Genomic DNA, 19,824 nt, shown 5'->3' with positions numbered 1-19,824 from the left:
TTAACGAATTTCGCGCAGCGATCGCTACCCTTTTTGACAACAAATATTGCTGAAAGGGGACAATTTCATGCTGCGCTATATCTACGGAACTGACCTGGCTCGGTTGCCGATCCTGAAACATTCGATGCATAAGGACCGCGCTGTGCAATTTGCGGACCGGTTGAAATGGGCGGTAACGGTCGATGCGCAAGGTGAAGAGCACGACGAATATGATGCGATGAACCCGCTTTATGTGATTTGGGAAAACCCCGACGGGACACATGGCGGATCAATGCGGTTTTTGCCAACCTCGGAACGCACAATGGTCAACGATCACTTTGCGAATCTTTTGAACGGCGAAAGGATCGAAAGCCCGTTCATTTGGGAATGCACGCGCTTTGTGCTGGGCCAGCAGGCAACCCCGCGTGTTGCGGCGGCGATGATGCTGGCGGGGGGCGAGTTGATGCGCGCCTTTTCCCTGACCCATCTTTTGGGCGTGTTTGATCCGCGCATGGTCCGCATTTATAGCATGATCGGCGCCTCGCCAGAGGTGCTTGGCAGTGCAGGCACCGGCCGCGATAAGATCAGCGTCGGCCTGTGGCCGTTTCGCCCCGAGGACCGTACCCGCGTTTTGCGCCGCGCACAGGTCACATCAGAACAATCAGAGGCATGGTTCGATCTGTCATTTGGCAAATCTATTCAGGCAATGCAAAAGGTCGCGTAATTGACTGGAACGCCCTGCAGGCCGCAGGTAGTGTCCCGACATGAACGCAAGTGTGATTACATTCTCTGACGATCAGGCCGAAGCCTGGGATAACGTCGCCACCGCACTGCGCCAGTCCGGCGTTGATCTCGACAACAGCCTGTTGACAGCCCCCGCATCCGAAAAATCATCCGTGATGGCGGTGATTGGCAAGGCAGGGTCAGGCAAAACCATGCTTTTGGCCGAGCTTTACAAAGCGTTAGAGGAAGCAGGGGTTGATGTCATTTCGGGCGATTGGGAAGGGCGCAAGCGCAAGGACCGCCGCACGCTTGCGATCCTTGCCCCGACCAACAAGGCGGCCAGCGTGCTGCGCAATCGCGGCGTGCCCGCGACGACGATCCATCGCATTCTTTACACGCCGATGTATGACCCCGAATATGAAAAGATCGCGGACTGGCTGGCGGGGCAGGGCGAGCGCCCCGAAATCGAAGGGCTGACGGATGTGGCCCTTGACCGTGCTTTTGCGTCGTATCAGGTGAACAGCTCTGTTCCGGCGGCATTGGCGGCGGCGGGGTTGCGTGGCAGCGATTTTATCACCGGCTGGAAGCGCCGCGAAGACCCGCTTGATATCGGGTTTGTTGACGAAAGTTCCATGCTGGACGAAAAGCAGTTCGAAGACCTGCAAGAGATTTTCCCGACGCTGGTCCTGTTTGGCGATCCCGCACAGCTGCCGCCTGTAAAATCATCGGGCGGCATGGTGTTTGAAACCCTACCGGCCAAGCGGGTGCAGACACTCAGCCGTATTCACCGCCAAGATGCGGGCAACCCGATCCTTGATCTGGCCCATGCGCTGGCCGATCCGATGGTGGATTTCTACGCCTTTGAACGCATGGTCGCAGAGGCCGCCAAAACGGATGAACGTGTCGTGATGGCGCAGCGCGTCGAGGCGGATTTGATGGCCCGTTCGCCTTGTCTGGTCTGGCGCAACGCGACCCGTATCCGGCTGATCCACGCGTTTCGCGCAGCCTTTAACGCGCCGGGCGATGAACTTCTGCCAGGCGAGCCGCTGGTTTGCGATGGCATTGAATTGCCACTTAAGCACCGCAAAAAACGCCTTGATCTCGAGGCGCGCGGACTGATCAAGGGCGCGCAGGTTATCTACCTTGGGCCGGGCCGCAAACCCGGTTTTTCGCGCCTGCATGTGATGGGGGCCGAAGACCCGCAGGTCAGTGCCGCGAGCATCGTGAAGATCGAACAAGAAGGCGATGAAGAGCCGTTTATCCCTTTTGCCGCGCGCATGGGGGCCACGTTTTTGCACGGGGCGGCGGTGACCATTCACAAGGCCCAAGGGTCACAATGGGACACGGTGCAGGTCTTTGCGCCCGATATCGAAATCGCCAGCCGTATGGGCCGCGTCGAGGCGGGGCAGCCGCTTTGGAAACGGCTGGCCTATGTCGCGATTACCCGCGCGGAAACGCAATTGCGCTGGGTCGTGCGCAACCGTCTGGCGCGCCCCGAAGGTGTGTTGCAGGTCGATGACCTTGTGGTGCCGGCCACGCCGTTTACGCTGGTCAGCGAAGAAATCTAGCGCCGGAGCATTCCAAACAGCGCCGAGGCCCCCCAGCCCGCCCCCACCGCAATTGTCAGTGACATCAGCGCATAGATCAGCGACTGGTGCTGCGCGAGATTGTAAAGCCAGCGTTCCAACCCGACCTTGCGCACGGGGATTTCGGTGACATATTCATCAATGACACGGCCGTCGCGGGTCAGGAAAATCCGCGCCTCGTAAATGCCTTCTGTCAGGTTTGCGGGCAGCGTGATCGCGGTGCGAAACAGCGTGTCCTGTTCAAGATCAACTGCGCCTTCAAGCCGCTGGTAAAGCCCCTCTTGCGTGCGGATACGGATCAGCGCTTCCATAAAGTCGACACTGTCACTGACCTGTCCGCCGATTGCACGGATCGTGCGGGGGGTTGTGATCCGGTATTGCAGATCCTCGACGTGGTGCAGCACGTCAGACATGGGTGCCGATGTCGCCACCGCGTAAAATGACGGGGCCGCGTCAACTTCGACTTCATCGGTGTTGATCCAGATACCCGCGCGCCGTTGCTTGCGCCAGATTTCGACCGGCATATCCGGTCCGGAGATGGTGACAATCACGCCAAGATCGCTGTGGTCGGGGATCGGGGTTTCGCGCCGCACGGCCCCGAACACAAGGATGTTGGAGCCTTCGAAGGTCGCTGTAATGGCCACCTGATCATGCGATAGCCCCAGCACGATTTCCTCATCAGCGGCTGCGGGAAAGGCCATTAAAACCAAGACCAATGCAATGCGGATCATAGCACGCCCGCCGTGAGAGAATACAGCTCTGCGGGTTGGATCAACAGATCAATCGCGAGCTTGGCACAGACGCCCAAGACAAGCGTGGCCAGTAGAATGCGTAGCTGTTCGGCCTTCATGCGCACGCCCCAACGTGTGCCGAATTGTGCGCCGACAACCCCGCCAATCAGCAACAAAAGCGCCAGAACCACATCAACAGTGTGGTTGGTTGTCGCGTGCAGTATTGTGGTAAATCCGGCCACAAAGATGATCTGGAACAGCGATGTGCCGATCACGACTTTGGTGGGCATGCCCAAAAGATAGATCATGGCAGGCACCATGATAAAGCCGCCGCCGACCCCCATAATTGCGGCCAAAACGCCGACAAGCACCCCCACAAGCAGCGGCGGCACAACCGAAATATAAAGCCCAGACACCCGAAACTTCATCTTGAGCGGCAGGTTATGCACCCAATTGTGCTTGCGCCGCACCGGCCGCACACCGGGGCGGTTGGCGCGCCGGATCGCGCGCAGGCTTTCGACAAACATCAGCGCCCCGATGACCCCCAAAAACAGCACGTAACACAGCTGCACCAGCAGATCGACTTGCCCCAAAGAGCGTAGGAAATTGAACAAAAGCACCCCAAGCGCAGAGCCGACAAGCCCGCCGACCAGCAGCACCGTTCCCATGCGCATATCGACGTTTTTGCGTTTGAGATGCGCCAGAAGCGCCGAAAACGACGATGCCACCACCTGATTTGTGCTGGTTGCCACGGCAACGGCGGGCGGAATGCCAATAAAAAACAAGAGCGGCGTAATCAAGAAACCGCCGCCGACGCCGAACATGCCGGACAAAATCCCCACAAGCCCGCCTATTCCCAAAAGAAGGAATGCGTTCACCGAAATCTCGGCGATGGGAAGATAAACTTGCATGATTTTTTCCGGGCGCTTGTGTCCCTACAAAAACGGTTTCATGCGCCACTGTCAAACCGTGCAACGCAGATATTCGCGTGGCGGTGCGCAATTGCCGCGCTAGTGACATGGCTTTGCGGTTCTGGACCTACGCCATCTTGCGCAAATAGCCGCGCAGCACCTTTTCAAGCTTGGCGGCACCGATGGGGGCCATTGCCTTGGTGTGTTCATGGCTGATGGATTCGTCGCTCATGCCTGCGGCCATATTGGTGATGGTCGAAATCGCAGCGGCGCGCAGCCCCAAGAACCGCGCAAGGATCACTTCGGGGACGGTGGACATGCCGACCGCATCGGCGCCAAGCAATCTGATTGCGCGGATTTCAGCGGGGGTTTCGAACGAAGGACCGGAATACCATGCGTAGATACCATCGGCCATGTCGACATCGGCGGCGTCCGCCGCCTTACGCAGGCGCGCGCGCATATCTGGATCATACGCGTCTTTCATCGGCACGAACCGCGCGTCTGTCGGCTCGCCGATCAGCGGGTTCAGCCCCGAGAAATTGATATGGTCGGACAGGCACATGATTGATCCGGTGGGCATATCCGGCACCATGGACCCTGCCGCATTGGTCGCGATCATTTGCGTCGCACCAAGTGCGCGCAAGACCTCAAGCGGCAGACGCATCGCGTCCGCCTTGCCGGTTTCATAGTAATGCGCCCGACCGCCGAAAACCGCGACGCGCACGCCTTCAAGATCGCCGATCACAAGATTCGGGTTATGCCCCGACACGCCTGCATGCGGAAAACCCGGCAGGTTTCTATAGGGAATCGCCACGCCATCCACCGCATCGGCAATATGCCCAAGCCCAGAGCCAAGGATCAGCCCGATTTGCGCAGGGGCATCGCCCGCAGCGGCCTGAATTTGCGCGGCAAGCGCCTTAGCGTTCTTTGACATAGGCCTGCCCACCTGCTTTGGGGCCTGTGGCCTTGCCAACAAAGCCGGTCAGAACCACAACAAGGATGAATGGCAAAACATCCAGAAGCTGCCCGTTCAACGCAAAACCGATCACGTCGGCAACCACGTCAGACCGTAGTGCCATTGCCTGCAAAAAGCCGAACAACAGGCACGAGAAAAGCGCATACCACGGACGCCATTTCGCAAAAATCAACGCGGCCAGCGCGATGTAGCCGCGCCCCGCGCTCATGTCTTTTGTGAATCCTGCTTGCAGGGCCGTCGCCAGATAGGCACCCGCAATCCCGCAAAGCACACCGCAGATTGCCACAGCGGCAAAGCGCAGCCCGACAACTGAAACGCCCGCCGTATCCACGGCCGCAGGGTTTTCCCCAACCGCCCGCAAACGCAGGCCAAAACGGGTGCGGTACAAGACCCACCATGTGACCGGCACCAGCAAAAGCGCCACATAAACAAGGATCGTATGACCCGAAATCAATTCGTAATAGATCGTGCCAAGCACCGGAACATCGCGCAACGTTTCCGCAAAGGGCAGGGTGATGGAATCAAACCGTGCATCCCCTGATAGCTGCGGCGTGCGTCCGCCTTGACGGAACCAGCTTTGGGCGACAACAACCGTCAGCCCCGCCGCCAAAAAGTTGATCGCAACCCCTGAAATCAACTGGTTGCCCCGAAACGTAATCGAAGCCAGCCCGTGAATAAGCGACAGCGCCATCGACGCGCCAATCCCCGCCAATAGCCCCAGCCAGACATTGCCTGTCACCGATGCAATTGCCGCCGATAGGAATGCGGCGGCAAGCATCTTACCCTCTAGCCCGATATCAAAAATTCCGGCCCGCTCGGAGTAAAGACCAGCCAGACAGGCCAGCAAAAGCGGGGTCGCCAGACGCAATGTTGCGTCCAGCATCTGCAAGAGGGTCGCGAGATCCATTTAGGCAACTTTCTCCATCAAGAAGGGGAACAGCGCAAAAAAGCGGTCTGCTACCTCGGGGTTGCGGCGCAGGGCATCTTCGGCTTCTGCTTGTGTGATATCGACGGCTTGGGTTCTGTCGCGGCGCAAAAAGAATTGCAGCCCCAGCATCGCGTCAAAGCGGTCGTCGGTGATGAACGGGTCATGCGGGATGCGGCGCATCACAGCCTCGTTCGGGCGGAAAACGCTTGCCGGTTTTTGTAGCGCCAGCAATGCCACCAAATGCGGCGGCACGTCGCCACCGGGTGTTTGTGCAATCACGTGATGGATCCACATGTGCAGCTCCTCCATCGTGATCATGCCAAGCGCCAAACAGCTGAGCACAAAGCCCAGATCAGCGCCGGTGTCGTCATCGACACCTAATTTAAAGGGTCCTGCCATCATTTTATGCTCTCCTCATTGCCAGGAATAGCCGCGCGAGCGGCATGCGCACCATATTATCTAGTGCACCCGTAAAGAGGATCACCAATGCCTGTATTACGATGATCAACTCACGGGGGATCGACGTCCATAGGGCGAGTTCTGCGCCGCCTTGATATAGAAAGCCGAAAAGAAGAGCCGCCAACAATACCCCGAAAGGATGGTTGCGACCCATGAGCGCGACGGCGATGCCAATAAAGCCAGCGCCCTCTGCTGCGTTCAGGACCAGCCGTTCGGCCTCGCCCTGTACGTTGTTGATGGCCATCATTCCGGCAAGCGCGCCGGAAATTAACATGGTGACCATGATGATTTTTGTGGGGTTGATGCCTGCATATTTCGCGGCAGATTCAGATTCCCCGAATGACCGGATTTCATAGCCCAACCGCGTGCGCCAGACCAATGCCCAAACAAACACACAAGCGGCAAGCGCCACAAAGAATGTCACGTTTGCAGGCGCGCCACGGAAAAACGTGGTTTCGCCAAAGTTGAACATGTCTTGGAATGACGGCAGATGCGTGGTTTCTGCGAATTTTGCGGTTGCCGGTTCCATGCCAGGTGCCTTGAGCGCACCGATCAGGAAATAGTTCAGCAATGCAGCCGCGATAAAGTTGAACATGATCGTTGTGATCACGATGTGGCTGCCGCGTTTTGCCTGCAAAAACGCAGGGATCGCGGCCCAAGCCGCCCCAAACAGGGCGGCCGCAGCGGCGGCCCCCAGCAGGGCCAGCGTCCAATGCGGCCAAGGGATGTAAAGACAGACAACTGCGACGCCCAGACCACCCAAAAGCGCCTGACCTTCGCCGCCGATGTTGAACAGCTTGGCCTGCGACGCAATCGCTACGGCCAGACCGGTAAAGATAAAGTTGGTGGCATAATAGATCGTGTAGCCCCAGCCGTATGTCGACCCCAGCGCGCCGTCCACCATCAGTTTCAGCGCGTCCCACGGGTTTTCACCGATCGCCAGAATAACAAGCGCAGAAAGAACAGCAGCAAGCAGGATCGAGATCACAGGGATCAGGATCACATCAGCCCATTTTGGCAACGCGTCCATCAGGAATGGCCTCCTGTCATCCCGGCCATGAGAAGGCCGAGTTCTTTTTCGTCTGTGTTCTGAGGCATCCGCTCGCCCATTATTTTTCCGTCAAACATAACAGCAATCCGGTCAGAGAGCGACAAAATCTCTTCTAGCTCGACAGAAACAAGCAAAATTGCCTTGCCCTGATCCCGAAGTGCAACAATCTGCTGGTGGATGAATTCGATCGCGCCGATGTCCACACCGCGTGTCGGTTGGCCGATCAGCAGCAGATCGGGGTTGCGCTCAATCTCGCGGGCCAGCACGATTTTTTGCTGGTTGCCGCCTGAAAAGCTCTTGGCGGCAAGGTTCGGATCAGGCGGGCGCACGTCGAAACGGGCCATTTTTTCTTCGGTGTCGCGTTTGAGCGCGGCATTATCCATGAACAGCGCGTTCTTTTGGTATTTCTCATCGTGGTGATAACCGAAACCGGTGTTTTCCCAAGCGTGGAAATCCATGATCAGCCCTTCGCGCTGCCTGTCTTCGGGCACATGGGCGATGCCGCGCTTGCGGCGGCTTTGGCCGTCGGATTTCGCGCCTGTCAGGTCGATGGCTTCGCCGTTCATCATGATACTGCCGGTGGCTTTTTCATAACCGCCCAGAACCTCGAGCAATTCGGACTGACCGTTGCCCGCAACCCCAGCGATGCCCAGAATTTCACCTGCATGGACGTCAAAGCTGATACCCTTAAGACGGTGCACACCCTTTGCATCGGTCACATTCAGGTCTTTGACTTCCAGAATTTTGCGTCCGATCTGCGCGGGCGCCTTATCGACGCGCAGCAGCACCTTGCGCCCGACCATCAGTTCGGCCAGATGCGGCGGATTGGTTTCAGATGTCTTGACGGTCGCGGTCATTTCACCGCGCCGCATCACGCTGACGGTATCGGTGATATCCATGATTTCGCGCAGTTTATGCGTGATCAGGATAATGGTTTTGCCTTCGCGGCGCAGGTTTTCAAGAATGCGGAACAGGTGGTCGGCCTCGGCAGGGGTCAACACGCCTGTGGGTTCATCCAGAATCAGAATATCGGCCTTGCGATACAGCGCCTTGAGGATTTCAACCCGTTGCTGCATGCCGACGCCCACATCCTGAATCACGGCATCAGGATCGACGTTCAGTTCATATTCATCGGCAAGGCTTTTGAGCTCGCGGCGCGCGCGGGCCAGCGATGGTTTCAAAAGCCCCGAATCTTCGGCACCCAGAACGATATTTTCAAGTACCGTGAAATTTTCAACCAGTTTAAAGTGCTGGAACACCATCCCGATGCCTGCGGCAATCGCGGCCTGACTGTCGGTGATATTTTTCTTTTCGCCACCGATGAACACTTCGCCCGCGTCGGCTTTGTAGAACCCGTAAAGGATCGACATCAGCGTTGATTTGCCCGCGCCGTTTTCGCCGATGATCCCGTGGATCGTGCCCGGCATCACGCGGATCGAAATGTCTTTGTTGGCTTTTACGGGACCAAAGGATTTGGAAATGCCTTTAAGTTCAATCGCGGGGGCAATATCGGTCATGGGGTACCTGTCTAAAAAGGGAAGGGCCGCGCAAGTGTAACCGCGCGGCCCCGATTTTATAGAGCCAAGTTGGCGTGATTAGAAATCAAGTGCAGGGCAGGTTTCGTCGCTTGAGTAGTCGTGAACGACCAATGTACCAGCTGCCATTTCCGCAGCAGCAGCGTCAACCGCGGCTTTCATCTCGTCAGAAACCAGCTCTGCGTTATGTTCGTCCAACGCGTAGCCGACACCTTCGTTTGCAACGCCCATCACGTTAAAGCCGGTTTCCAGCATTTCGCCTTGTGACATTGCTTCGTAAACAGCGTTATCCACGCGCTTCATCATGGATGTCAGAACTTCGCCCGAGTGCAGGTAGTTCTGGTTCGCATCAACGCCGATTGACAGGATATCGCTGTCAGCCGCTGTTTGCAGAACGCCAACACCGGTGCCGCCAGCGGCCGCGAATACAACGTCAGAGCCTTGGCTGATTTGTGCCAATGTCAATTCGGAACCTTTTACCGGATCGTTCCAAGCTGCAGGTGTTGTGCCTGTCATGTTGGAAATAACGGTGACGTCAGGGTTTGCAGCCATCGCACCTTGGGCATAGCCACATGCGAATTTGCGGATCAGCGGAATGTCCATGCCGCCGACGAATGATACGGTGCCTGTTTCAGACGCCATCGCCGCCATCATGCCAACAAGGTATGACCCTTCGTGTTCGTTAAACACAACCGAACGCACGTTTGGTGCATCCACAACCATGTCGATGATGGTGAATTTTGTGTCCGGATAGTCAGCCGCAACTTCGGCCAGTGGTGTCGCCCAAGAGAAGCCAGCCATAACGATCGGGTTTGCACCGGATTCGGCGAAACGGCGGATCGCTTGTTCACGCTGCGCGTCTGATTGAATTTCAACTTCGGCGTAGGTGCCGCCGGTTTCAGCAGCCCAACGTTCTGCACCGTTATAGGCGCTTTCGTTGAATGATTTGTCGAATTTGCCACCAAGGTCGAACAGGATGGCCGGATCAGCGGCAGCAGTGCCAGCTGTCAGAGCAAGCGCCGCAGAAGCGCCCAGAAATTTTTGCGTAAGGGTCATGTGTATACTCCCAAGTCGTTACACGAGGCGTTTTTTGCGCACTGCGCCACCTCTGTTAATATGCCGCGCCGATCTTAGCGTCGGTCCATCAACAGATAAGGCCCTGACTGACCCAGAAGATCAACAGGTTTTTCATGAAATACGCAGCCAGCACGGATGCAAGCGGGGCAAATTCAGGGACTTACGCGTGGTAATGCGCCCTAAAGTTGTTTGCGCAGGACTAATGCGGCAACTGGTGCCCCATCTTTAGGCGTATAATAACCCGCTCTGCGCCCGACTTGGACATAACCTGCCTTGGCATATAACGTTTTTGCGGCGTGGTTATCCTCGCCGACTTCCAGAAATACTGTCGTTGCGCCTGATTCTTGGGCAGATGTTTCTGCCTGCGCCAACACGCGCTGCGCATAGCCTTTGCGCCTGTGTTCAGGGTCTGTGGCAATCGTTAGGACTTCGGCTTCGTCGAGTGTGACCCGCAGCAAAGCAAAGCAATGATCGCTGGCCGATAGAATCGCACCGTATTGCGACAAAAGCGCTGCAAACTCATCCGCTGACCATCCACGTGTTTGGGTGAATGCTGCGGCGTGCAGTTGTGCAAGCGCCTGCGGGGTCATGCCAAAATCGTCGGCGCGGGATCGCGCGGCGGGGCCGCATCGGCGGGCCGCAAATATAGGGGGGCGGGTCTGTCGGTGGTGGAATGGATGCGCGCGCGCGCCAGTTTTGCGATCCCCACGATTGTCGGCTGCATCTGCGCGACGGGCTGCCAGCCCGTCAGGGCACCAATTTCATCAGCTGCATCGCCGCACACCATCGGGTCGGCCTTCATCGGCAAAGTGGGCATATCATCCGCGCGGATTTCACACAGTGCGGGTTGCGTTGTTGGCCCATTGCAAAAGCCTTGGACATAGGCGCGCCCGCGCGGCGCGCGCAGACAGGATGCGACAACGCCAGACAGGCCGTAGACCTGTGCTTCTAACGTCGACACGCCAATTGCGGGCTTCCCCAGCCCGAGCGCAAGGCCGCGTGCGGCGGCCACGCTGATCCTGATGCCGGTAAAATTGCCCGGTCCGATGCCAACGCCAATCGCGTCCAAATCCGCCCATGCCAGCCCTTGCGCGGCAAGGATTTCGTTCAGCATGGGCATCAAATGTTCGGCCTGACCTTTGGCCATGTCATCAATGCGGGTGATCACCTGATCGCCCAATAGCAAAGCGGCGGCGCAATGCGCCGCCGATGTATCAAAGGCAATGACCGTGGGTTTAGGCGGCAACGGGGCGCACCTCGACCACCTCGGGGATATAGTGGCGCAGCAGGTTCTCGATACCCATTTTCAGCGTCAATGTTGACGACGGGCAACCGGCACAGGCGCCTTGCATGTGCAGATACACAATGCCGCGATCAAAGCCGTGGAATGTGATGTCGCCACCGTCCTGGGCCACGGCAGGGCGCACGCGGGTATCCAGCAATTCTTTGATCTGGTTGACGATTTCGCCGTCTTCGCCACTATGTTCGGCATGGCCGCTGGCAGGGGCGTGATCTGCCGCCATGACCGGCTGGCCGGATTGGAAATGTTCCATGATCGCGCCCAGAATGCCGGGTTTGATATGATCCCATTCGACATCATCGGCCTTTGTCACTGTGACAAAGTCATTGCCAAAGAACACGCCCGTCACCTTTGCTGCCGCAAAAATACGCTTTGCAAGTGGCGAGTTTTCAGCCGCTTCGGCGCTTGGGAAATCTGCTGTGCCAGCGTCAAGCACATTCTGGCCGGGCAGGAATTTTAGCGTTGCGGGGTTGGGTGTTGATTCCGTCTGAATAAACATGGGGCAAACCTTTTTTGTCAGAATTTAGATATGCGCTTTGGTCCGGCCCGTGTCAAGGTTTGGAACGATTCTAAACTAGGTGATCGCCTCAAGCCGTTCCTTTGACATATTGCCCGGCACAATCGTGATCGGGATCGGAAGGCTGCCGGACTGGCGCGTAAGCTGTGTGACAAGCGGCCCGGGGCCCTTGTTATCGGTGCCCGCCCCAAGCACAAGCACACCGATATCGGGATCTTCCTGCACCTGATTGATGATTTCTGTCAGCGGCTCGCCTTCGCGGATAATCAGTTCGGGGTGTACATTCTGGCGGTCGCGCATCCATTTGGCAAAAACCTCGTAATGGACTTCGATCCGTTCGCGGGTTTCTGCACGCATGATTTCACCGACACCGATCCAGTGGTTGAATTCGTCCGGTGGAATGACCGAAAGAATCGCAACACCACCGCCCGTTGATGAAGCGCGCATCGCGGCAAAGCGCATTGCGTTCAGGCATTCGCGGCTATCGTCAAGTATTACCAAAAACTTACGCATGTTCAGGTTTCTCCCGTTCGGGGGATATTGGCGCATTGGCTTGCTACTGGCAACGGTTTTGCGATGTCCGGCTTGGGGCGTCCGGTGCCGGGGGAACACCGGACGCGGGTCTTACCGCAGCGTCGGGCAGTGGCGGGACATGACGCGCGGGGCAGTAACATGTGCGAATCATCGCCGCACACCCGCAGGTTCGCGGCACAACGATTCAGTTATGTGACAGGTTACCCGCGCAGTAGCCCGACGATGTCATAGGTCTGCTTGAGGATCGGATCCGCGATTGCGCGGGCCTTTTCGGACCCTGATGCCAAAATACGGTCGATTTCGGCGGGATCATCCATAAAGCGCGCCATTTCAACCGAAATAGGGGCAAGTTTTGCAACCGCGAGATCAGCAAGCGCTGGCTTGAACGTGCCCCAACCGGCACCGGGATATTGTGCGATAACGGCTTCGGGGGTGGTGTCGTCCAAGGCAGCGTAGATTTCGACCAGATTGCGGGCCTCGGGGCGGCTGGCCAATCCTTCGACCGTTTCGGGCAGCGGTTCGGGGTCTGTTTTCGCCTTTTTGAATTTTTTCGCGATTTTGTCGGCATCATCGGTCATGTTGATGCGTTCCATATCGCTTTCGCCGGATTTCGACATCTTTTTGGTGCCGTCACGCAGGTTCATGATCCGCATGGCAGGGCCTTCAATCACGGGTTCTGTGGCCGGAAAGAAATCGACCTTATAGTCATGGTTAAACTTGGCCGCGATATCGCGGGTCAGTTCGACATGCTGCTTTTGGTCTTCGCCAACGGGCACGTGGGTCGCATGGTACACTAGAATGTCGGCGGCCATCAGCGATGGGTAGGCGTAAAGCCCTAGCGACGCTTTTTCCGCGTTGCTGCCAGCCTTGTCTTTGAACTGGGTCATGCGGTTCATCCAGCCGACACGTGCGACACAGTTGAAAATCCAGCCAAGTTCCGCATGGGCGGCAACCTGGCTTTGGTTGAACAGAATGGATTGCGACGGGTCCAGACCGGCGGCAAGGTAGCCTGCCGCGACCTCGCGCGTCATATTGGCAAGTTCCTTGGGGTCCTGCCAAACCGTGATCGCATGCATATCGACCACGCAATAGATGGTTTCCATCTGGCCTTGCATGCCGACAAACCGTTTGATCGCGCCCAAGTAATTGCCAAGTGTCAAACCGCCAGAGGGTTTGATCCCAGAAAAAACGCGGGGTGTGAATGCTGAATTTGTCATTGTGCAAATGTCCGGACTGGATTTCGGGGCAGGGGTCGCATACCCATGCCAGACAGACCCGTCAACTTCAACACCGCAAGGCCATATGATGAAACCTGAAAGCCCGATTAACACGATCCCGCCTGTCATCATCGTGCTTGCGCTCGCGATTATCGGGATAGAGGCGGTTTTGCAGCTGGCTGATCTTGCGATCATTGGCGGGCCGCGCGGCGTGGGCTGGCGGATTGACGCGGTGCAGCGGTTTGGCTTTGCGGGCGCTGTTTTGGATCAGATCATGGTAAACAAGGATTATTCATTCGGGCTGCTGTCCCGCTTTGTGACCTATCCGTTTATCAACACCGGCCTGACGCAAATGGCGTTTTGCGCGGCGCTGACGCTGGCCTTGGGCAAGTTCACGGCCGAATTCTATGGCGGCGTCAAAATTCTTGTGCTTTATTTTGTGACCGCCATTGCGGGGGCTTTGGTGTTCGGTTTTGTCGCGCCGAATAACTATCCGCTGATCGGGGGTTTTGCGCCGGTCTACGGGTTGATCGGGGCCTATACCTATGCGCTTTGGCTGAACCTGAAGGCGATGGGTGAAAACCAGCTCAAGGCATTTCGCCTGATTGCGGTTTTGCTCGGTTTGCAGCTTTTTTTCGGGCTGATTTTTGACACAGGCTATGGCTGGGTTGCGGAACTATCCGCATTTGTTGTGGGGTTTGCGCTGTCGCTTTTGCTTGCGCCAGGTGGCTGGTCGGCGTTCTTGCGCCGCATGCGCACACGGTCCTAGCGGCGCATGCTGCGTTTGAATTCGGCCAGTTTGAACGCGCCGATCAGATGTCCGATCCCGAAATAGCTGATTATCCCGATGATAACCAAGCCCAGCAACGCGCCATAGCGCAGGGTCGCGACCCCGAAATAGGGCGCAAGCACAAATGCGGTGGCCCAAAGAATGGCCCCCATCCCGAATGATGCCGCCAAGATGCGCGGCAAGCGCCGTTTGAACCGCGCGTCAAACTGCGCAGCGCCGCCCATGCCCCGCGCCCCGTTCCAAAGCAAAAGCACCGTGGCCCAGCCGGTCAGCGTGGTGCCAATGGCCGCAGCGATATAGCCGATAAATGGCGATAACCCGATGGCAAGCGCCGCGTTCAACACCAGTGCCACCAGCGCATAATAAAACGGGCGCTTGGTGTCTTCACGCGCAAAAAACAGCGGGTTGAGCGTCTTTTGCATCACGAATGCGGGCAGCCCCAGCCCGTAGATTGCCACTGCAAGTGCTGTGGCGGCAGTGTCTGCCGCATCAAACGCGCCGCGTTCAAACAGCACGCTAACCAGCGGTGTCGGGATTACCATCAGCGCGACGGCTGCAGGGATGGTCAGCGCAAGGCTGATTTCGCAGGCGCGGTTAAACGCATTTTGCCCGCCCGCCGCATCGCCTGCGCGCAACCGCCGCGACAGGTCCGGCAGCAAAACAACCCCGATCGCAATCCCCACGACGCCAAGCGGCAGTTGATACAGCCTGTCGGCATAGTTTAGCCACGCAACTGCCCCGTCAAAGAAGCTGGCGACCTGACGCCCGACCAGCAGGTTAATCTGCACAACCCCACCCGCGAGCGCAGCAGGGGCTGCGATAATCGCAAGTCGTTTGAGTTCGGGCGTCAGTTTCGGCCGTTTGAGCCGCAGCGGAAATCCCGCGCGCGCCGCCGCCCACCAGACCAGCGCCATCTGTGCCAAACCTGCCAGAGGCACCGACAGCGCAAGACTGTCCCCGACCTGAAGACCCAGTGCCTGATCAATGCCCAAGCCAAGCGCTTGCGAGGCGGGGCGACCGGTTGCAGCGGTTATCAAGATTGCCAGCACAAAGATTATGTTCAGCAAAACAGGGGCAGCGGCAGCAGCCATGAACCGCCCCGTTGCGTTCAACACGCCCGAAAGAAGCGCCGCAAGCGAGATGAACAGGATATAGGGAAAGGCAAGCCGCCCGTAATTGACCGCCAGATCAAACCTTGCATCTCCGATGAACCCACTGGCCATTGCCATGACCAGCACCGGCATAAAAATGATCCCGAGGATTGTGAAACCGGTCAGCAGCACCGCCATGCCGACAAAGGCGTCTTGGGCAAACTGGTGTGCGCCATCGTCGGCTTCCAGCTTTTTGGAAAACATTGGCACAAAGGCCATGTTGAATGCGCCCTCGGCAAAGAAGCGGCGGAACAGATTGGGCAGTGAAAACGCGACCAGAAATGCTTCGGCCACGGGGCCGGTGCCAAGGTAGGCCGCGATCATGATGTCGCGCACAAAACCCAGCAACCGACTGGCAAGCGTCCAGATTCCAACGGTGAAAAAGCCTGACATCAGGCGGATAGGTTTCATTTATTTGCCCGTTCTGCGCCTTGCGCGATGGCTTCGCGTAGCTTGCGTTCAAGGGCGGCACGTTTGGTGTCCGAATGGAATTTCAGCCCGACCATATCTTTGACGTAGAAGGTATCGACCACCTGTTCGCCGTAGGTCGCGATCACGGCGGTCGCGATATAGACATAGTTATTCGCAAGGGTGCGGGTGAGATCATACAAAAGCCCGGGCCGGTCGCGCGATTCGACCTCGATGATTGTGTAGATTTCGGATCCGTCATTATCAAAGGTGATATTGGTCTGGACCTTGAAGGCGCGTTCGCGCTTTTTGATTTTGTCCTTGCTGACAAGCGCATCGCGGGCAACGACTTCGCCGCGCAAGGTTTTTGCAATCATCTGGCGCAGGCGCGGCAGGCGGGATTCTTCGTAGGGGTTGCCGTCGTTATCCTGAATCCAGAATACTGCCGTCGCATAGCCGTCTTTGGATGTATAGCTGCTCGCGTCGACGATATTGGCACCCACAAGGGCCAGTGCCCCCGTCATCCGGCTGAACAGCCCCGGATGATCGACCATTGCAAAGCAGGTGCGCGTGGCGTCGCGGTCGGCGTCAAGCATCAGGTCGATCCGCATTTCATCATCCGAAATGTCCCGCAAAAGCTTTGCAAACGTGACATGCGAGTCAAGCGGCATACCCTGCCAGTAGGGGCCGTAATGGCGGCTGATTTCTGTTTTGATATCCTTTGCGGGCCAATCGGCAATGGCTGCACGCAACGCGCGTTTTGCCTCGGCCTCACGGGTGTCGCGGTTCAGGTCTTCCAGTCCGTTTTGCAGCGCACTTTTGGTTGCCTTGTACAGGTTGCGGATCAGAACCGCCTTCCAGTTGTTCCAGGTGCCAGGCCCGACCCCGCGAATGTCACAGACCGTCAGCACTGTCAGCAGATCAAGCCTCTCGACGGATTTCACTGCCTTGGCAAAGCCGCGCACCGTGCGCGGTTCTGAAATATCGCGCTTTTGGGCCACGTCGGACATCAGCAAATGATAGCGGATCAGCCATTCGACGGTGGCGCAGTCTTTTTTGCTAAGTCCCAGACGCGGGGCCACCTTGCGCGCGATTTGCGCCCCAAAAATCGAATGGTCCTCGTCCTGGCCTTTGCCGATATCATGCAGCAAAAGCGCGACATAGAGCACCTTGCGGTTCAGCCCGCGTTCCAAAATCCCCGATGCGACGGGCAGTTCCTCGATCAGTTCCTTGCGTTCGATCTGGGCAAGGTTCGAGATGCACTGGATTGTGTGTTCGTCGACCGTATAGTGATGGTACATGTTGAATTGCATCATCGCGACGATCGGTGCAAATTCGGGGATGAACGCGTCAAGCACGCCAAGTTCGTTCATCCGCCGCAGCGCGCGTTCGGGGTTGCCGTGCTTGAGAAGCAAATCAAGAAATATCCGGCGCGCTTCGCGGTTCTGGCGCAGGTCTTCGTCGATCAGTTCAAGATGGGCCGCAATCAGCCGCATCGCATCGGGGTGCAGCAATGTGCCGGTACGCAATGCTTCTTCGAATATGCGCAGCATGTTCAGCTTATCGGCAAAGAACCCGTCCTCATCGGCGATTGTCAGGCGGTTTTGCTTGATCGCATAGGGCGCTTTGGCCTTTTTGCGCCGCCCCAGCAACCGCACAAGCATGGGTTCGGGCTTGGTGTGGGTCGCTTCGAGCGCGGTAAGGAAAATGCGGGTCAATTCGCCCACGCGGTTGGCCTGCCGGAAATAGGCCTGCATGAAATGTTCAACCGCGCGCCGGCCGCCGTGATCGGTATAGCCCATTGCGTCCGCGACCTCGACTTGCAGATCAAACGTAAGCTGGTCGGTCGCGCGGTTGGTAATCAGATGCATGTGACAGCGCACCGCCCATAGGAAATCCGCGGCCGTGACAAATGTATCAAACTCTTCGGCCGTAAAGACGCCAAGCCCGACAAGCTCAGAGGCTTCCTTGACATCGTAGATGTATTTACTGATCCAATAAAGCGATTGCAGGTCGCGCAGGCCGCCTTTGCCTTCTTTGACATTGGGTTCAACCACATAGCGCTGCCCGCCTTGTTTGCGATGGCGTTCGCCGCGCTCTTCGAGCTTTGCTTCGATAAATTCCGCGGCGGTGCTTTTGAACAGGTCTTCCCAAAGTCGCTTGCCCAAGCGTTTGGCAAGTGCCACATCTCCGGCAATGTGCCGGTATTCCACCAAAGAGGTGCGGATCGTGTAATCTTCGCGCGCAAGGCGCACGCAATCTTTGACGGTGCGGCTGGCATGGCCGACCTTCAGTTTCAGATCCCACAGCATATAAAGCATGGATTCGATCACGCTTTCGGCCCATGGGGTCATTTTGTAGGGCGTCAGGAACAGCAGGTCGACATCGGATTCAGGGGCCATTTCGCCACGGCCATAGCCACCGACAGCAATCAGTGACAGTTTTTCGCCTTCGGTTGGATTGGGCAGCGGGTGCAGCCGGTCGGTTGCAACCATAAGCACAAGTTTCACGATCTGGTCGGTCAGCCAGCTATAGGATTGGGTGGCCGCGCGTGATGCAAAAGGTTGCGCGCGAAACGCGTCTGCGATGGCTGCACGTCCTGTGGCGCGCGCGCGTGCCAGAACATCCACCGCGGCGGCGCGCACCTCTTTTTCGGACTGCAACTGGTTGACCGCCGTCGACAGCTCGGCGCTGACCGCAGCGAGGTCAAAAATAGTTGACGCCGGACAGATGTATCTATCCGGCGTACCTTGATGTGATCTGGCGTGCTGGTCAGAGACCGGCGCCGCCGAAACTGCGTTGGGCTTGTTCAAGGACGATCACCTGATTTTCTTGAATGGTTGCGATGGCCAATGCGCGCTCGTTGAGCCCGTTTGGCAAGAGCCGGAAAACACCCGACGTGCCGCGGAACCCTTGCGGGCTGGTCAGCGCGGCTTTGGTCAGCGCCTCAGTGTTGCCTGCCGCGACAAGCGCGCCAATGGCGGCGATCCCGTCATAGGCCAAACCGGCAAGCGGATGCGGGGGTTCGCCGTAGGTGGCAGTGTAGCGGTCTGCAAACAATGTTGCCGTGGTTTGGTCGGGCATCGCAAACAACCCGCCCTGCACGCCAGGCAATGCGAAAAGTTGCGGCACCGTATCCCAACGGGTCAGACCGATGAAACGGACGTTTTCGCTCATGCCTGCGTCGGGCAGGGCGGTTGCGATAATGGGCAGATCGGCCGCAGCACCGGCTGTGCTGAATACCGCCTGCGCGCCGGAACTGCGCACGCTCGAGACTATGCGCCGTGTAGACGTAAAGATCCCTTGTTGTGACAACGGATAGCTTTCCATCCCGACAACCTGCCCGCCGTTATTCTGGACTGCGCGGGCAATCGCCTGACTGCCAACCTGGCCTGCGGCATCGTCGCCATAGGCAACCAGATAACGGTTGATCCCGTTGCGTGTGCCATATTGGACCAGACGGTTTGCGGTGTTTTCAAACGTCGCCCCCAGCACAAAGACGTTCCCGCCCGCGATGCTCGTGGTGTTCGAGAACGAAAGCACGTTCACATTGCGCCCCGCAACGGCCACGCCAACGGCGTTTGCGGCTTCGCTGTAAAGCGGGCCAAGAATGATTTTTGCACCGTCATTGACCGCATTTACCGCGGCGGCGGCGGCTGTCGCCGGATCGCCAGCGGTGTCGTAGACCCGCAATTCGATCGTTGCGCCCTGAAGGTCGGCAATCGCAAGACGTGCCGCGTTTTCAAGGTTTTGCGCGAGGAAATCATCGCTGCCGGTGCCCGATCCGCGCGGCACCAAAAGCGCCACCTGTACCGGATCACCGGGGTCGATCCCCTGACCCACGTTTGCATTCGGATCAATGGTTGCATCACAAGCGGCCAGCCAAACCATGGCGAAAAAAGCGAAAAAACGTGCGATTGCGCGACGCGCACTACTGTATCGGGCGAACAT

At 57.6% G+C, this 19,824-nt stretch carries 19 protein-coding genes; 3 read left to right on the top strand and 16 right to left on the bottom strand.

Features of this window, described 5'->3' with window-relative positions:
* Nucleotides 1-67 precede the first annotated feature (67 nt).
* Together BM320_RS11305 and BM320_RS11300 are read left to right on the top strand one after the other, a co-directional pair.
* Complete coding sequence (locus tag BM320_RS11305; RefSeq protein WP_090199989.1) at nt 68-703, top strand: acyl-homoserine-lactone synthase; 636 nt, start codon at nt 68-70, stop codon at nt 701-703.
* A gap of 40 nt (nt 704-743) precedes the next feature.
* Nucleotides 744-2,270, top strand: a complete 1,527-nt coding sequence (locus BM320_RS11300; RefSeq protein ID WP_090199988.1) for an ATP-dependent DNA helicase — start codon at nt 744-746, stop codon at nt 2,268-2,270.
* On the opposite strand, the gene BM320_RS11295 is transcribed toward BM320_RS11300, so the two are convergent.
* The 13 genes from BM320_RS11295 to trpS form a co-directional block, all read right to left on the bottom strand.
* Nucleotides 2,267-3,019: a TIGR02186 family protein gene (locus BM320_RS11295; protein ID WP_090199986.1), complete on the bottom strand. Its 753-nt coding sequence runs from the start codon at nt 3,017-3,019 to the stop codon at nt 2,267-2,269. The two genes, BM320_RS11300 and BM320_RS11295, sit on opposite strands and share 4 nt — an antisense overlap.
* A complete protein-coding gene (locus BM320_RS11290) occupies nt 3,016-3,930 on the bottom strand; it encodes a sulfite exporter TauE/SafE family protein (RefSeq protein ID WP_090199984.1) in 915 nt (304 codons plus the stop codon). The genes BM320_RS11295 and BM320_RS11290 overlap by 4 nt, the downstream gene beginning before the upstream one ends.
* Before the next feature lie 127 nt (nt 3,931-4,057).
* A complete protein-coding gene (locus tag BM320_RS11285) occupies nt 4,058-4,864 on the bottom strand; it encodes a purine-nucleoside phosphorylase (RefSeq protein WP_090199982.1) in 807 nt (268 codons plus the stop codon).
* A complete protein-coding gene (locus tag BM320_RS11280; protein ID WP_090199981.1) occupies nt 4,848-5,813 on the bottom strand; it encodes an ABC transporter permease in 966 nt (321 codons plus the stop codon). The genes BM320_RS11285 and BM320_RS11280 overlap by 17 nt, the downstream gene beginning before the upstream one ends.
* On the bottom strand, nt 5,814-6,236 hold the full coding sequence (locus tag BM320_RS11275; protein ID WP_090199980.1) for a hypothetical protein: 423 nt from the start codon (nt 6,234-6,236) through the stop codon (nt 5,814-5,816). It abuts the gene before it with no gap.
* 1 nt (nt 6,237) lies between these two features.
* Complete coding sequence (locus BM320_RS11270) at nt 6,238-7,323, bottom strand: ABC transporter permease (RefSeq protein WP_090199978.1); 1,086 nt, start codon at nt 7,321-7,323, stop codon at nt 6,238-6,240.
* The gene (locus BM320_RS11265; protein WP_090199976.1) at nt 7,323-8,861 is read right to left on the bottom strand and encodes an ABC transporter ATP-binding protein; all 1,539 of its coding nucleotides are present in this window, start codon (nt 8,859-8,861) and stop codon (nt 7,323-7,325) included. The genes BM320_RS11270 and BM320_RS11265 overlap by 1 nt, the downstream gene beginning before the upstream one ends.
* Nucleotides 8,862-8,939: 78 nt before the next feature.
* The gene (locus BM320_RS11260; RefSeq protein ID WP_090199974.1) at nt 8,940-9,935 is read right to left on the bottom strand and encodes a BMP family lipoprotein; all 996 of its coding nucleotides are present in this window, start codon (nt 9,933-9,935) and stop codon (nt 8,940-8,942) included.
* A 200-nt stretch (nt 9,936-10,135) separates the two neighbouring features.
* Entirely contained in the window at nt 10,136-10,546 is a 411-nt protein-coding gene (locus BM320_RS11255) for a GNAT family N-acetyltransferase (RefSeq protein WP_090199972.1), read from the bottom strand.
* Nucleotides 10,543-11,202, bottom strand: a complete 660-nt coding sequence (tsaB, locus tag BM320_RS11250) for a tRNA (adenosine(37)-N6)-threonylcarbamoyltransferase complex dimerization subunit type 1 TsaB (protein WP_090199970.1) — start codon at nt 11,200-11,202, stop codon at nt 10,543-10,545. Before tsaB ends, BM320_RS11255 begins: the two co-directional genes overlap by 4 nt.
* Nucleotides 11,192-11,755 carry a NifU family protein gene (locus tag BM320_RS11245; RefSeq protein WP_090199969.1) on the bottom strand — a complete coding sequence of 188 codons (564 nt, stop codon included), beginning with the start codon at nt 11,753-11,755 and terminating at the stop codon, nt 11,192-11,194. The genes tsaB and BM320_RS11245 overlap by 11 nt, the downstream gene beginning before the upstream one ends.
* A 75-nt stretch (nt 11,756-11,830) precedes the next feature.
* A complete protein-coding gene (locus BM320_RS11240) occupies nt 11,831-12,286 on the bottom strand; it encodes a universal stress protein (protein WP_090199967.1) in 456 nt (151 codons plus the stop codon).
* Nucleotides 12,287-12,507: 221 nt separating this feature from the next.
* Nucleotides 12,508-13,524: a tryptophan--tRNA ligase gene (trpS, locus tag BM320_RS11235; RefSeq protein ID WP_090200601.1), complete on the bottom strand. Its 1,017-nt coding sequence runs from the start codon at nt 13,522-13,524 to the stop codon at nt 12,508-12,510.
* 88 nt (nt 13,525-13,612) lie between these two features.
* Between trpS and BM320_RS11230 the strand changes: the two genes are divergently transcribed.
* Nucleotides 13,613-14,293 carry a rhomboid family intramembrane serine protease gene (locus tag BM320_RS11230; protein WP_090199965.1) on the top strand — a complete coding sequence of 227 codons (681 nt, stop codon included), beginning with the start codon at nt 13,613-13,615 and terminating at the stop codon, nt 14,291-14,293.
* On the opposite strand, the gene murJ is transcribed toward BM320_RS11230, so the two are convergent.
* Genes murJ through BM320_RS11215 form a run of 3 tightly spaced genes read right to left on the bottom strand, consistent with a single transcriptional unit; the run spans nt 14,290 to nt 19,824 of the window.
* The gene (gene murJ / locus BM320_RS11225) at nt 14,290-15,876 is read right to left on the bottom strand and encodes a murein biosynthesis integral membrane protein MurJ (RefSeq protein ID WP_090199963.1); all 1,587 of its coding nucleotides are present in this window, start codon (nt 15,874-15,876) and stop codon (nt 14,290-14,292) included. The two genes, BM320_RS11230 and murJ, sit on opposite strands and share 4 nt — an antisense overlap.
* Nucleotides 15,873-18,686 carry a [protein-PII] uridylyltransferase gene (locus BM320_RS11220; protein ID WP_090199961.1) on the bottom strand — a complete coding sequence of 938 codons (2,814 nt, stop codon included), beginning with the start codon at nt 18,684-18,686 and terminating at the stop codon, nt 15,873-15,875. The genes murJ and BM320_RS11220 overlap by 4 nt, the downstream gene beginning before the upstream one ends.
* On the bottom strand, nt 18,646-19,824 hold the full coding sequence (locus BM320_RS11215) for a penicillin-binding protein activator (RefSeq protein ID WP_090200599.1): 1,179 nt from the start codon (nt 19,822-19,824) through the stop codon (nt 18,646-18,648). Before BM320_RS11215 ends, BM320_RS11220 begins: the two co-directional genes overlap by 41 nt.

The sequence above is a fragment of the Yoonia tamlensis genome (assembly GCF_900115105.1).
Taxonomy (GTDB): Bacteria; Pseudomonadota; Alphaproteobacteria; order Rhodobacterales; family Rhodobacteraceae; genus Yoonia; species Yoonia tamlensis.
This window is presented reverse-complemented; position numbering and strand designations above follow the sequence as displayed.